The 13,787-nt window shown below is 71.9% G+C and carries 13 protein-coding genes; 1 reads left to right on the top strand and 12 read right to left on the bottom strand.

Annotated features, from left to right (window positions below):
- Positions 1–6: 6 nt before the first annotated feature.
- The 5 genes from ftsW to ACFXGA_RS07090 form a co-directional block, all read right to left on the bottom strand.
- Complete coding sequence (ftsW, locus tag ACFXGA_RS07110) at positions 7–1,458, bottom strand: putative lipid II flippase FtsW (protein ID WP_378085030.1); 1,452 nt, start codon at positions 1,456–1,458, stop codon at positions 7–9.
- 80 nt (positions 1,459–1,538) lie between these two features.
- Positions 1,539–1,976: an Imm1 family immunity protein gene (locus ACFXGA_RS07105; RefSeq protein WP_378085028.1), complete on the bottom strand. Its 438-nt coding sequence runs from the start codon at positions 1,974–1,976 to the stop codon at positions 1,539–1,541.
- The gene (locus ACFXGA_RS07100; RefSeq protein WP_378085026.1) at positions 1,973–2,437 is read right to left on the bottom strand and encodes a DddA-like double-stranded DNA deaminase toxin; all 465 of its coding nucleotides are present in this window, start codon (positions 2,435–2,437) and stop codon (positions 1,973–1,975) included. The genes ACFXGA_RS07105 and ACFXGA_RS07100 overlap by 4 nt, the downstream gene beginning before the upstream one ends.
- 244 nt (positions 2,438–2,681) lie before the next feature.
- Positions 2,682–2,954, bottom strand: a complete 273-nt coding sequence (locus ACFXGA_RS07095; RefSeq protein ID WP_378085024.1) for a DUF397 domain-containing protein — start codon at positions 2,952–2,954, stop codon at positions 2,682–2,684.
- Entirely contained in the window at positions 2,944–3,789 is an 846-nt protein-coding gene (locus ACFXGA_RS07090; protein ID WP_378085022.1) for a helix-turn-helix domain-containing protein, read from the bottom strand. The genes ACFXGA_RS07095 and ACFXGA_RS07090 overlap by 11 nt, the downstream gene beginning before the upstream one ends.
- Before the next feature lie 103 nt (positions 3,790–3,892).
- Between ACFXGA_RS07090 and ACFXGA_RS07085 the strand changes: the two genes are divergently transcribed.
- On the top strand, positions 3,893–4,186 hold the full coding sequence (locus ACFXGA_RS07085; RefSeq protein ID WP_378085020.1) for a hypothetical protein: 294 nt from the start codon (positions 3,893–3,895) through the stop codon (positions 4,184–4,186).
- Here the strand turns inward: ACFXGA_RS07085 and murD are convergent.
- The 7 genes from murD to rsmH all read right to left on the bottom strand — a co-directional run bounded on the left by murD (position 4,174) and on the right by rsmH (position 13,670).
- Positions 4,174–5,538, bottom strand: coding sequence for a UDP-N-acetylmuramoyl-L-alanine--D-glutamate ligase (murD, locus tag ACFXGA_RS07080; protein ID WP_378085019.1), 1,365 nt, complete (start codon positions 5,536–5,538; stop codon positions 4,174–4,176). The two genes, ACFXGA_RS07085 and murD, sit on opposite strands and share 13 nt — an antisense overlap.
- A gap of 2 nt (positions 5,539–5,540) precedes the next feature.
- A complete protein-coding gene (gene mraY / locus ACFXGA_RS07075) occupies positions 5,541–6,629 on the bottom strand; it encodes a phospho-N-acetylmuramoyl-pentapeptide-transferase (RefSeq protein ID WP_378085017.1) in 1,089 nt (362 codons plus the stop codon).
- A complete protein-coding gene (murF, locus tag ACFXGA_RS07070; protein ID WP_378085015.1) occupies positions 6,626–8,086 on the bottom strand; it encodes a UDP-N-acetylmuramoyl-tripeptide--D-alanyl-D-alanine ligase in 1,461 nt (486 codons plus the stop codon). Before murF ends, mraY begins: the two co-directional genes overlap by 4 nt.
- On the bottom strand, positions 8,083–9,660 hold the full coding sequence (locus ACFXGA_RS07065; protein WP_378085084.1) for a UDP-N-acetylmuramoyl-L-alanyl-D-glutamate--2,6-diaminopimelate ligase: 1,578 nt from the start codon (positions 9,658–9,660) through the stop codon (positions 8,083–8,085). Before ACFXGA_RS07065 ends, murF begins: the two co-directional genes overlap by 4 nt.
- A 467-nt stretch (positions 9,661–10,127) precedes the next feature.
- Positions 10,128–12,032, bottom strand: coding sequence for a peptidoglycan D,D-transpeptidase FtsI family protein (locus ACFXGA_RS07060; RefSeq protein ID WP_378085013.1), 1,905 nt, complete (start codon positions 12,030–12,032; stop codon positions 10,128–10,130).
- A gap of 46 nt (positions 12,033–12,078) precedes the next feature.
- Positions 12,079–12,726: a hypothetical protein gene (locus ACFXGA_RS07055; protein WP_378085011.1), complete on the bottom strand. Its 648-nt coding sequence runs from the start codon at positions 12,724–12,726 to the stop codon at positions 12,079–12,081.
- A complete protein-coding gene (rsmH, locus tag ACFXGA_RS07050; RefSeq protein WP_378085009.1) occupies positions 12,723–13,670 on the bottom strand; it encodes a 16S rRNA (cytosine(1402)-N(4))-methyltransferase RsmH in 948 nt (315 codons plus the stop codon). The genes ACFXGA_RS07055 and rsmH overlap by 4 nt, the downstream gene beginning before the upstream one ends.
- Positions 13,671–13,787 lie beyond the last annotated feature (117 nt).

The raw sequence follows: 13,787 nt of genomic DNA, 5'->3' as shown, positions 1-13,787 counted from the left end.
GTGTGGCTAGCGCCCGTCACGCCGCCTGGACCGCACGTCCCGGTCCTGGCCGGCCTTACGGGAGTCGCGACGACGGTACTCCGACGGCGGAGCGTGACGGCCGGCCATCCTCCGCTCGTCCACCGGCGGCGGCGCGGCCTTGCGGTTGCGGGGCGGCGGCGAGGGCCGCACGGGGCGGCGCTTGGGCGGCGGCTTGTAGACCTCGGGCGCGGGCAGCTTCAGCACGCCGCCGACCCGGCCGGGGCCGAGCGACCGCAGCGCCGAGACCGCTTCCGGCTCGTGACGTGCGCAGTTGGCCAGGATGCCGAACACGAACATCGTGGTGACGACCGACGTGCCGCCGGAGGAGATCATCGGCAGCGTGATGCCGGTGACCGGGAGCAGCTGCACGACGTAACCGATGTTGATCGCGGCCTGCGCGACCAGCCAGACGGTCAGCGTCGCGGCCACGATGCGGATCCACGGGTCGGTGTTGCGCGCCGCGATCCGCAGGCCGACCACCGCGAGCAGGGCGAACAGGCCCAGCACCAGCAGGCAGCCGATGAAGCCCAGCTCCTCGCCGATGACGGCGAAGATGAAGTCGCTGTGCACGTTCGGCAGGTAGCGCCACTTCGAGCTGCCGTTGGTGAGGCCCTTGCCGAAGAACCCGCCCTCGGCCAGCGCGTACAGCGCCTGCAACGCCTGGAGCCCCGCGCCCTGCGGGTCCGCCTCCGGGTTGAGGAACGTCTGCACCCGCTGGAGCCGGTACTGCGCGCCGAGCGCGAGCACGAGCGCGCCCGCGACGGCCCCGATCGCGATGATGCCGAAGATCCGCATGGGCGCGCCGACGAACCAGAGCAGGCTGATCAGCACGACACCGAGCGTGATCGTGCCGCCGAGGTCGGGCTGGAGCATGACGAGGGCGAACACCAGCATCGCCACCGGCACGACCGGGACCAGCAGGTGCCGGTACTGGTCCAGCAGGGCGCGCTTGGTGACCAGGACGTGCGCGCCCCACAGGGCCAGGGCGAGCTTCGCCGGCTCGATCGGCTGGAACGAGATGGGCCCGATCGTGAACCACGACTGCGCGCCGCTCAGGACCGTGCCCAGCGGGGTGAGGACCAGGACGAGCAGGATGACGGAGGCGAGCATCGCCATCGTGCTGCCGTGCCGTACCGCGCGCAGCGGCACGCGCAGCACGATCAGGAAGACGACCGCCCCGACGCCCACGTACAGCAGTTGCTTCTTGAAGACGCTGTAGGCCGACGCGCCCTCCGCCACCTCGCCCGGCGCGGACGCGGACAGCACCATGATCAGGCCCAGCACGGTCAGCATGCCGAAGATCGCGAGCAACAGGTGGAAGTCCGCGAGCGGGCGACCCAGCCAGGCGGTCAACGACGTGCGCACCGCGACCACGCGCTTGGTGCGCTGTGCCCTGGGCGGTCGCTCCCCCACCGGCTTCCGGTCCACCGCAGTCATGCGCCCATCGTCTCCCGGCGGGGGCGGCGAAACCCGTCAATCGCTCGCGTGTCGCGCGACGCGGCCGTGATCGAAGTCGATTATTCGCCCAGCGCGTCCCGCCACCGGACGGCGGTCGGGCGAGCGGCGGTGGTGCGGAACTCGTCGATCAGGTCGACCAGGGTGGACAGGGAAACCCCCGTCCCCGGGTGGAAGTAGTCACTCGCCGTCGTGGTCCAGCCGGGCGACTCCGGCGATCCCAGGCTTTGGCAGAAGTGATCGTCGTCGGAGAACTCCATGTACCCGAAGGCGTCCCGAACGGCTACGACGACCTTGTGATCCGGGACGCTCCGGCCGTCGAACGAACTGGTCCTCCGAGGTCGATCCGGGTGCAGCAGGTACGCCTCACCCGTGTCGGGCCGCGCGAGCCGCTGGACGAACAACTCCACCTCCGCGCGCCCACCGAGGATCTCTTCGTGGAACTGCTTCTTCAGCACAGTTCCCGGCTCGAGATCAGCCCAGCGCGCTTCGATCTTCATCGTTTCCGCCTGCCTCGATATGCGACTCGGGTGCCGTCCGGTTCGATCACGGTCAACGTAGTGCCCTCTTCCAGGATCGCCGGCAACACCTTGTCGCAGGTGTAGTCGAGCGCTGCGGTGTCCGGATCACGCCCGCACACCACCCGGTCCATCACCACCACCTCATCTGTCGGCGACTTGCCCATCAACCGCATGGCGATCTTGATCTCAACATGCCTGGAGAGCGCCAGCAGGCCACGCCCCTCACCGGGGAACGCGTTCCTCAGGAACCGCTCGGCCTGCTTCTGCCACCCATCGGGATCGTCGTCCACGCCGCTCAAGACCCGTGTCCGACTGCCGTCGGAGCGAAGCCACCAACCGGCGGCTTGTGCCCCGGGCACGGCTGGACGGAGGTCTCTGCGGGCAGTTTGGACGCGGTCTTCGGGTACGGGGAGCGGTGGGTGGTCGCCGGTGAGCCCCACGATCCTGGTGAGGATCGCCTCGACGGCGGTGCGGAGGCGGAGGCACTGCGAGAGGAGGTCGGTGTTGTGCTGCCGGGACTCGGCGAACGTGCCGACGACCTGCTCGACCTCCGGTTGGGTGGTGCCCGCGGTCGCCGTTGACAGGTCGGTGTGGGCGTCGTCCAGCAGGTCGGCCGACTGCCCGAGAACGGAGGCGATCCGGTCGACCAGGTCGAGGACGCGACGGAGCGCGTCGGCTACCGCCTCAAGACTGGTCGAGAGTGCCCCGCTTCGCCCCGTTCAGGAAGACCGCCATCGCCGACCCGCTGAACTCCAGGACGGGACCGGTGGCGTTCTTGCTGTCCCGAACCCGGAACGCGCCCGCCGACGCGGCCACCTCCACGCAGTTGCCCGTGCCGTTGCTACGGCTGCCCTTGCGCCACACGGCCACCTCGACGCACTCACCGCCGCCGTTGCTGCGGCTGCTCTTACGCCACTCCGACCACATCGCGCTCTCCTCGGTCGAGCTAGAGGTCACCAATCACCTGCCTGATCAGCGCGATCGACTCCTGCGGGTCGAGCGCTGTGGCTCGTAGGTGATCCAGCACCAGGCTATACCGCTCGACTTCGGCAGCTTCATCCAAATAGAGGCCGCCGGTCAGGTTGTCGATGTAGACGACGCTCGGGAAGTCCACGAACTTGAGGAGCGTGAAGGCCGTTCCCATCGCCATGTGCTGCCCTTTGCCGAACGGCAGGACCTGCATGGTCACGTTGGGTAGTTCTGCCAACTTCAACAGGTGGGCAAGCTGCTCTTCCTGCACCTCGCGGCCACCGACCAACCGGCGAAGGGTCGCCTCGTCAAGGATCGCCCACACCGAAAGCGTGCCGTCCTCGACTCGACGTTGACGTGTCTGGCGCAACTCGACTCGCTTGTGCAGGACTTCGTCGGTCGCATCCGGAGTCCGGGCGCGCATGACCCAGCGGGCGTAGGCAGAGGTTTGGAAGAGGCCGGGGATCAGGTCGATCTCGAAGGTGTCGATGGCGACTGCCTCGGACTCCAGGACCACGTACTCGGAGAACCAGTCGAACAGCACGTCGCCGTACACGTGCCACCAGCCGCGCTTCTTCGCGACCTTCGCCAACCGCAGCAACCAGGCGGTCTTCTCCGGCGTGGCCCCGTACAGCTCGGCCAGCGCCTTGGTGTCTACTATGGACACACCGGTGTACGCCGACTCGATGCGGCTGATCTTCGACTTCGAGTAGCCCAGGTGCTCGACCACGTCATCGAAGTCGAGCCCGGCCTCCTCGCGGAGTTGGGTCAGCGCGCTCGCCAGGACGCGCCGCCGGACTCCCGGACCTTGGTTCTGCGGCATGGTGCGACATTAGCGGGAAAGCGGCCCACCGATCGGGTGAAGTTCTGCGAATACGCAGGATGCCGCGTTGCACCGCAATGCGGTGAAGTGCACCTTTGGCCGCATGACTTCACCTGCGCTGGCTCGCGCCTTCCACCTGCTCGACCAGGACATGCTGGGCTACCTCGACGCGGTCGAGTTGCTGACCGACGAACACGAGTCCGACGACGCCACCGTCCTCGCCGTGGCCCGCACCGAGGTCCCGCGCCTGATCGCCGCCCTGCGCGGCACGCTCGGCGACCACCAGCCCGACCCGGACGGCCGGTGCCGGGGCTGCGCGCCGACCCCGTGGCCGTGCCCGGTGATCGACGCCGCCCACGCCTACCTGAAGGACCCGGACAGCATCTACCCGCGCTGACCGACGATCCCCAGCACCGCGTCGGCGAACGCCTGCCCGCGGTGCGCGTAGTCGGTGAACATGTCCATCGACGCCGCCGCCGGGGCGAGCACGACCGCGTCCCCGTCCCGCGCCATCGACCGGGCGGCGCGCACGGCATCCTCCATGGTGGCGTCGTCCAGCACCACGACCGGCACGGAGGGCGCGTGCCGGGCCAACGCCTCCGCGATCACCCCGCGGTCCGCCCCGATCAGCACCGCGCCGCGCAACCGGTGCGCCTCCTCGCGCACCAGCTCGTCCACCGACGCGCCCTTGAGCAACCCGCCGGCCACCCAGACCACGCTCGCGTGCGACCGCAACGACGCCGCCGCCGCGTGGGGGTTGGTGGCCTTGGAGTCGTTGACGTACGACACCCCGCCGTCCGTGGCGACGAGCACGGCCCGGTGCGCGCCCGGCCGGAAGTCGCGCAGCCCGCGCGCCACCGCGTCGGCCGACACGCCGTGCGCCCGCGCCAGGGCGGCCGCCGCCAGCGCGTCCGCGATCCCGGGCGGCCCGCCGGGGTGCACGTCGGCGGCCGGCAGCAGCACCTCGTCGGACGCGCCGAAGGCCCGGTCCACCAACTGCCCGTCGTGGACGCCGAGCTGCCCCTCCTCGGGCGACCCGAGCGTGAACCCGACGTGCGCGGCGGCCGGCGACGACGCCAGCAGCGACGCCACCACGGGGTCGTCCACACCGCCCACGGCGACCTCGCCGGTGAGCACCCCGGCCTTCGCCGACGCGTACGCCTCGAAGGTGCCGTGCCAGTCCAGGTGGTCCTCGGCCAGGTTCAACAGCACCCCGGCGAACGGCCGCACGGACGGCGACCAGTGCAGCTGGAAGCTCGACAGCTCGACCGCCAGCACCCGGCGGCCGGCCAGCAGCGCGTCGACCACGGGCAGCCCCACGTTGCCGCACGCCACCGCGTCGATCCCGGCCGCCCGCAGGATCGACTCCAGCATGCCGACCGTGGTCGTCTTGCCGTTCGTCCCGGTCACCGCGAGCCACGTCGGCGGGTCGGCCAGCTCCAGGCCCATCCGCCAGGCCAGCTCGACCTCGCCGATGACCTCGATCCCGGCCGCCGTCGCCGCCTCCAGCAGCGGGCTGGAGGGCCGCCACCCCGGGCTGGTCACGACCAGGTCCGTGCCGGGCGGCGGCTCCGCCAGGCCGGGCGTGAGCGTCACGCCCGGCAGCAACTGCTCCAGCGCGGCGAGGCGGTCGGCCGAACCGTCGGTCACGGTGACCGCCGCGTCCGCCGCCAGCAACGCCTCCGCCGCGGACCGCCCGGTCACGCCGGCGCCGGCGACCAGGACGTGACGACCTGCGAGGAACCCCATCGTCAGCTCTCGACCGCGGTGAGCCACTCGCTGTAGAACAGGCCGAGCCCGAGCATGCAGCACATGCCCGCGAGCAGCCAGAACCGGATGATCACCGTGGTTTCCGCCCACCCGGCGAGTTCGAAGTGGTGGTGGAACGGGGCCATGCGGAACAACCGCCGTCTCGACGTGCGGAAGACCGCGACCTGGAGCACCACCGACAGCGCCTCGACCACGAACAGACCGCCGATGACGACCATCAGCAGCTCGGTGCGGGTGGCGATGGACAGGCCGGCGACCAGGCCGCCCAGCGCGAGCGAGCCCGTGTCGCCCATGAAGATCTTGGCGGGCGCGGCGTTCCACCACAGGAAGCCGATGCAGCCGGCCATCGCGGCGGCGGCCACCAGCGCCAGGTCCAGCGGGTCGCGCACCTCGTAGCAGCCGGCCACGAGCAGGTTCGAGCAGTTGTAGCGGAACTGCCAGAAGCTGATCACCACGTAGGTGCCGAGCACCATCGCGGACGTGCCGCCCGCCAGGCCGTCCAGGCCGTCGGTCAGGTTCACCGCGTTCGACCACGCGCTGATCGCGGCGTAGCAGAACACCACGAACCCGACGACGCCGAACGACACCACGGCGATGTCGCGCACGAACGACAGGTTCACCGACGCGGGCGTGAGCCCTTCCCGGTTCGGGAACTGCATGACCAGGATCGCGAAGATGATCGTGGCGACGAACTGGCCGACCAGCTTCGCGGTCTTGTTCAGGCCCAGGTTGCGCTGCTTGCGGATCTTGATGAAGTCGTCCAGGAAGCCGACGATGCCGAGCGACGTGGTCAGCATCAGCACCAGCAGGCCGGACGCGCTGGGCGTCTGGTCCTGCGCGGACGCCGACATCGAGTTCACCAGGTGCGCGCCGAGGTAGCCCGCCCACATCGCGACCAGGATCGCGACGCCGCCCATGGTCGGCGTGCCGCGCTTGGTCTTGTGGCTCTGCGGACCCTCTTCGCGGATCTCCTGGCCGAAGCCCTGCCGGGAGAAGATCTTGATCAGGTAGGGCGTCAGCATGATCGACGCGATCAGCGCGATGGCCGCCGCGATGAGGATGCTCTTCACTTGCTGACCGCCTCCAGGAGAGCCTCGGCAACCCGCCACAGGCCGTATGAGTTGGATGCCTTCACCAGGACGACGTCACCCGGCCGCACCTGGTCACGCAGCAGCTCGACGGCCGCCGTCACGTCGGGCACCAGAATCGCTTCTTCGCCCCAAGATCCTTCCAGGTGCGCGCCCTGGTGCATCGCGCGGGCGTCCTCACCGACCACGACCAGCTTGTTGATGTCCAAGCGGACCGCGAGCCGGCCGATCTCGTCGTGCGCGCGGACCGAGTCCGCGCCCAGTTCGGCCATCGGACCGAGCACCGCCCAGCTCCGGCGGGCGGGCGTGGTGGAGCGGGAGATGGTGGCGAGCGACTTGAGCGCCGCACGCACCGACTCCGGGTTGGCGTTGTACGCGTCGTTGACGATCGTCACACCGTCAGGACGTTCGGAGACCGCCATGCGATGCGCGGAGACGCGTTCGGCGTTGCCGAGGCCCTGCGCGACCTGATCCGGCGTCGCGCCCAGTTCGAGCGCGATGGCCGCGGCGGTGAGGGCGTTGCCGACCTGGTGCGGCCCGTGCACGGCGAGCCGGACGGCCGCCTCGCCCTGCGGCGTGACGAGCGTGAAGCGGGCGCGGGCCTGCTCGTCCAGCTCGATGTCCCGCGCGCGGACCTGCGCGTTCGCGTTCTCGCCGACGAAGACGACCTTGGCCTTGGTGCGGTCGGCCATGCCCGCGACGAGCGGGTCGTCGGCGTTGAGCACGGCGATGCCGTCCTCGGGCAGGGCCTCGACCAGCTCGCCCTTGGCCTGGGCGATGCCCTCGCGGGAGCCGAACTCGCCGACGTGCGCGCTGCCGACGTTGAGGACCGCGCCCACGCGGGGCGGCGCGACCCGGCACAGCTTGGCGATGTGCCCGACGCCGCGGGCGCTCAGCTCCAGCACCAGGAAGCGGGTGTCCTCGTCGGCGCGCAACGCCGTCCACGGGTGGCCCAGCTCGTTGTTGAACGACCCCGGCGGCGCGATGGTCGGCCCCAGCGGCGCGAGCACCTGGGCGATGAGGTCCTTGGTGGACGTCTTGCCGGACGACCCGGTGACGCCCACGATCGTGAGGTTCGGCAGCCGGTCGGTGACGTGCCGGGCGAGCTTCGCCAGCGCGGCGAGCACGGCCGCGCCCGCGCCGTCGGTGTCGCCGGACAGCACGTAGGCGTTGCCGCCGTCGCGCTCGACCGGGGGCACGATGACGGCGGGCGCGTCGACCTCCCGGCCCGCCAGCACGCCGACCGCGCCCTGCGCCACCGCCTGGGCGGCGAAGTCGTGCCCGTCCACCCGTTCGCCGGGCAGCGCGAGGAACAGGCCGCCGGGCGTGACCTTGCGCGTGTCGAACTCGACGGTGCCGGTGACGACCTCGTCGCCGGTGGCGCGGTGCAGCGTGCCGCCGACGACCTCGGCGATCTCGGCGAGGCTGAGCTGGATCACCGGGTGGCTCCTCTGATCGCCGCGGTCAGTGCGTCCACGTCGGAGAACGGATGCACGACGCCCGCGACCTCCTGGCCCGTCTCGTGGCCCTTGCCCGCCACCACGACGACGTCGCCGGTGCGCGCGAGCGACACCGCGTGCTCGATGGCGCGGCCCCGGTCGCCGATCTCCACGACCTCGCCGCGCTCGTCGTCCGGCACGGCCAGCGCGCCGGCCAGCATCGCCGCGCGGATCGCGGCCGGGTCCTCGCTGCGCGGGTTGTCGTCGGTGACGATCAGGACGTCGCTGCGCCGCGCGGCCTCCTCGCCCATGAGGGGGCGCTTGGCGGTGTCGCGGTCGCCGCCGCAGCCGAGGACCGTGATGACCCGGCCGGTGGCGCGGGCGCGGACCGCCTGGAGGGCGAGCGCGACGGCGGCGGGCTTGTGGGAGTAGTCCACGACGGCGGTGAAGTCCTGCCCCTCGTCCACGCGCTGCATCCGGCCGGGGACCTGGACGGTCCGCAGGCCCTCGCGGACGGCGTCCAGCGGGACGCCCTGGGTGTGCAGGCAGGCGATGGCCAGGAGGGCGTTGGCGACGTTGAAGTCCCCGGGCAGGCTCAGCTCGACGTCGAGGGTGATCCCGTCCGGGCCGTGCGCGGTGAACGCCTGCTCGCCGGTGGTGGAGACGGTCACGCCGGTGGCCGTCCAGTCGGCGGGCTTGGTGGTCGCCACCGTCGTGGTGTGGTCCTTGACCAGGCGCGGACCCCAGTCGCCGTCCACGCAGACCACCTCCGTGCGGGCCCGGCCGTCGAACAGCTCGGCCTTGGTCCGGAAGTAGTCCTCCATGTCCGGGTGGAAGTCGAGGTGGTCCTGGGAGAGGTTGGTGAACGCCCCGACCGCGAACCCGACGCCGCCGACGCGGCCCAGGCGTAGCGCGTGGGAGGAGACCTCCATCGCCACGTCGGTGGTGCCGCTCTCGACCATCACGGCGAGCAGCGCCTGGAGGTCCGGGGCTTCCGGGGTGGTGAGGGCGCTGTCGAGCCGGCGGCCCGCGAGGCGCGTCTCGACGGTGCCGATGAGCCCGGTGGCGCGGCCCGCGACGCGGAGCGCCGACTCGATCATGTAGCTGGTGGTGGTCTTGCCGGACGTGCCGGTCACGCCCCACACGTTCAGGTCGGCGGACGGGTTGCCGTAGACGCGCGCGGCGAGCTGCCCCAGCACCGCGCGGGGGTCGGGGTGGACGAGCACGGGCACGTCGCGGACCTTGGCCGCGCCCTCCGCGTCGGTCAGCACGGCCACCGCGCCGTGCCCGACGGCCTGGGCGGCGAAGTCCGCGCCGTGCACCCGCGTGCCGGGCAGCGCGGCGAACAGGTCACCGGGCCGCACGTGCTGGGCGCGCAACGTCACGCCGCTGACCCGGACGTGCGCCCGGTCGGGGGCGGTCAGGTGCGCGTCGACGGTCGTGGCTAGCTCGGACACGGCAACGGGCGGGGTGCGGGAAGGGCGAGGCGGGGCGGTCGCGACCTTGCCCTCGAGCTTGGCAGGCACGCGCGGAAGGCTACCGGCGCACGGAGAGTGTTCGCCCGGCACGTCCATTGCGGACCTGTCCACCAGGTCCGCAATACGCCACAACCGGCGAATCCGCCACTCGGGGACGGGCGGGCACGCCGGCTTCCCGCCACCGCGCCTCCCGACGGCTCGGGCGATCCGACCGCGCCGCGGAATCCCCCGAAATCCCCACCGGACATGCCGGCCACGGCCACCACGCGTTGCGCCGCGCGGCGCGCCGTCGAATCGTGGTCGCATTCCGCCGGGATCGGGCGAAATCCGGGCACCGGCCCTTCCGGCCACCGCCGCGCGCATTCCCCTCGCGGGCGGTTCCCGATGCCCGCGACGGCGTCTTCCCCGCTCCCGGGCCTGCCGCGGCACGATGGCCGCACCCGTGCCGACGGCGGAACCGAGCCCGCCCCGACGGTTCCCGGAATGGGCTGCCCACCCCTCTCGGGGCGAAGGCGGCACACCACGCGCGGGATTTCACCGGATCGGGGCGCTCCGAATGCCGCTCAGCGCACCAGCGGCACGACGGGGGATTGTTCGGCGGACATCGGGAGTTGGTAGCGCTGCGCCAGGTAGGACGCCACGTCGTGGAACAGCGGCGCGGCGGACTGGGGGTTGCCGGTCGGGTTGTCGAGCATGATGCCCACGACGAACCGCGGGTTGTCGGCGGGCAGGATGCCGGCGAACGTGATCCAGTACTGCGAAGTGCTGTAGCAGTCGCACTTGGGGTCGATCTGCTGCGCCGTGCCGGTCTTGCCGCTGATCTGGTAGCCCGGCAGCGCCGCCGGCGCCCCGGTGCCGCTCTCCACCTGGTCGCCGGGCACGTTCTGCACCACCGCCCGGAACATGTCGCGCACCGCCTTGGCGGTCTGCGGGGACACCACGCGTTCGGTCTCGGCCGGGTCGATCTCCTTGCGGCCGCCGTCGGCGGAGACCTCGGCGCGCACGATCCGCGGCGCGATGCGCACGCCGTCGTTGGCGATCGCCTGGTACATCCCGGTCATCTGCAGCAGCGTCATGCTGAGGCCCTGGCCGATCGGCAGGTTGCCGAACGTCGAGCCGGACCACTGCTGCAACGGCGGCACGTAGCCCGCCTCCTCGCCGGGCAGCCCGGACCCGGTCCGCTCGCCCAGGCCGAACCGGCGCAGCATGTCCGCGTACCGGTCCTGCCCGATCTTCTGCGCGGTCAGCAGCGTGCCCACGTTGGACGACTTCGCGAACACGCCGGTGAAGGTCATGTCCAGCGGCCCGTGCTGCCACCAGTCCTGGATCACCCGGTCGGCGACCTTGATCCTGCCGTCGACCTGCAACACGCTGTCCGGCTGGTAGATGCCGTCCTCGATGGCGGTCGCGGCGGTCACCACCTTGTTGACCGAGCCGGGCTCGAAGACCGAGGTGACGGCGATGTTGCGGAGCTGGTCCTCGCCGGCCCTGCCGAAGTCGTTCGGGTCGAACGTCTTGTCGTTGGCCATGGCCAGGATCTCGCCGGTGCGGCTGTCCATCACCACCGCGGACCCGCTGCGCGCCGAGGTCTTGCGCGTGTAGTCGGTGACCATGCGCTGCAACGCGTACTGCGTGTCCACGTCCAGCGTCAGCTCCAGGCTCTTGCCGGGCACGGCGGCGGCCAGCTCGCGCGACCGGTTGGGACCGGGGATCACGACGTTGTCGTTGCCCTGCACGGTGTCCACGATGCGCTGCCCGTTGCGGCCGGCGAGCAGGTTGTCCTGCGCGATCTCCAGGCCGAGCAGGCCGTGCGTGGCGGGCGGCTCCGTGTCCTTGCGCCAGTTCGCCGCGCCGATGATGTTCGACGCGAGTTCGCCGTTCGGGTACACGCGCACGGCCCGGTACTCGGACCCGACGTTGTTGTACTTCTCCGTGATGACGGCGGCCTTGGCCGGGTCGACGTTGTCCACCAGCTCCACGTAGGTGGTGTCGCGGGACAGCTTGGCGAGCATGGTGTCCCGGTCGGTCTTCTGGCCGGCGACCTCCTTGCCCAGCGTCTGCTCGATGAACGCGGCGATGTCGGCGAGGCGTTCCTGGTACGTGCCGATGTCCGGGTTGGCCTCCTGCGCCGCCGCCCACTCCTGGCGCATCCGCGGCGGCACGACGTAGAGCGCGCGGGCCTCCACGCTGAACGCCAACTGGTTGCCGTTGCGGTCCAGGATCGAGCCGCGCGGGGCCGGGATGTCGATCGGCGTGGCGCGCTGCTGCTGCGCCTGCGCCGACAGCGCCTCCGCCTGGAAGCCCTGGACCTGCACCAGCTTGATGCCCGCCAGGAGCAGCGCGCCCACGAGCAGCAGCCGGCCCGTCGCCAGGCGGACCCTGCTGTTGCCGCCGCGCCGCCGCCGGGGAGCGGGGCCGCGGACGGACAACGGGCGGCGCACGGGTCTGCCCCGGCTGGGCCCCGGCATCACTGACCTCCTGGTACCGGCTGTGCCACGGTGTGTTCCCTGGTTCCTAGCCCTGCGGCTGCTGACCCGCCTGCCGGCCGGGCGCGTCCGCACCGGTCTGGCCCGGCTCGGGCGGCTGGGCGGCGGTGGTCGGCTGGCCCGCGGACGGCTGGCCCGTGGGCTGCTGGGCGTCGGCGGGCGGCGCGGTGGACGACGTCGGCGGCGGTTGGACGGCCGACGGCTTGCCGTGCACCTCGACCGACCCGTCCGGCAGCTGCCGCAACCGGGCCGGGTCGCCGGCCGGGACCAGGCCCAGCTTCGCCGCGGCCTCGGCCAGGCTCGGCGGCGACTCGGCCAGCGCCACCTCCCGCCGGAGCTGCTCGACCTGCCGGGCGAGCCTGGTCTCCTCGGCCCGCGCGTCCTGCAACCGGTACGAGTCCGCCGTCGCCTGGGTGGACAACCACATGATCGCCGCGATGCCCGCGCCGAGCACGAGCATCACCATCACCACGAACGGGGCCTTGGGGGCCACCACGGGCTGCCGCGTCACCGACCGCTTGCGCGGCGACGTGCGCGCCGCGCGTCTCGCGTAGGCGCGGTCCGCCGCGGCGGACCGGCGGCGCTCCGGCGGGACGGCCTTGAGCGCCCGCTCGCGCGGCTTGGACGACCTGGCCGGGGACGGCGCGCCGCCACCGGTCCGTGCCGGTGCGGTCATGTCGCCTCCCGGATGCGTTCCGCCGCTCTCAGCCTCACCGGAGCGGCCCTGGGGTTCTCCTCGACCTCCTGCTCGGTCGCCTGCTCCGCGCCCCTGGTCACCAGCTTCAGCTGGGGGCCGTGGCCGGGCAGCTCGACCGGCAGGTCCTGCGGTGACGTGGAGCTGGCCAGCGCGGCGAACGCCCGCTTGACCATCCGGTCCTCCAGCGACTGGTAGGACTCCACGACGATGCGCCCGCCGACGGCGAGCACCGACAGCGCGGCGGGCAGCGCCAGCCGCAGCGACTCCAGCTCCTGGTTCACCTCGATGCGCAACGCCTGGAACGTCCGCTTCGCCGGGTGGCCGCCGGTGCGGCGGGTCGCCGCGGGCACCACGTCGTAGAGCAGCTCGACCAGCCGGCCGCTGGTGGTGAACGGCTCGCGCTCGCGTTCCCGCGCCACCGCGCCAGCGATCTTGCGGGCGAACCGCTCCTCGCCGTAGTCGCGCAGCACGCGGGTCAGGTCGTCCACCGAGTAGGTGTTCAGCACGTCCGCCGCCGTCATCCCGGTGCCCGCGCTCATCCGCATGTCCAGCGGCGCGTCCTTGGCGTACGCGAACCCGCGCTCCTCGGCGTCCAACTGGAGCGAGGACACGCCCAGGTCCATCAGGATCCCGTCCACCTTCGCGCCGCCGACCGCCGCGACGATCCCGTCGTACGTCGTCTGCACGAGTTCGACGCGGTCGCCGAACGGCTCCAGCCGCCGCCGGGACAGCTCGATGGCCTGCGGGTCGCGGTCCAGGCCGATCAGCCGCACCCGCGGGTGCGCCCGCAGCACCGCCTCGGAGTGCCCGCCCAGGCCGAGCGTGCAGTCCACGAACACGGCGTCCCGATCGGCCAGCGCGGGGGCCAGCAGGGCCAGGACGCGATCGAGCAACACCGGCACGTGCCGAGCCCGCTCCACCACGTCCCCTCCCTGGATGGTCCCCCTCACAAGATGAAAATTCGGGTGTCGTCAGGTCCCCGCCCGCCCGTCGGACCTGGCGCCGGGGAAGGTGCGCCAGGGCCGAAAGCCGAGCGGACC

Source organism: Actinosynnema sp. NPDC059335 (genome assembly GCF_042752395.1).
In the GTDB taxonomy this organism is placed as follows: Bacteria; Actinomycetota; Actinomycetes; order Mycobacteriales; family Pseudonocardiaceae; genus Actinosynnema.
The sequence above is the reverse complement of the archived record's forward strand: the minus strand, read 5'-3'. Positions and strand labels throughout refer to the sequence as shown.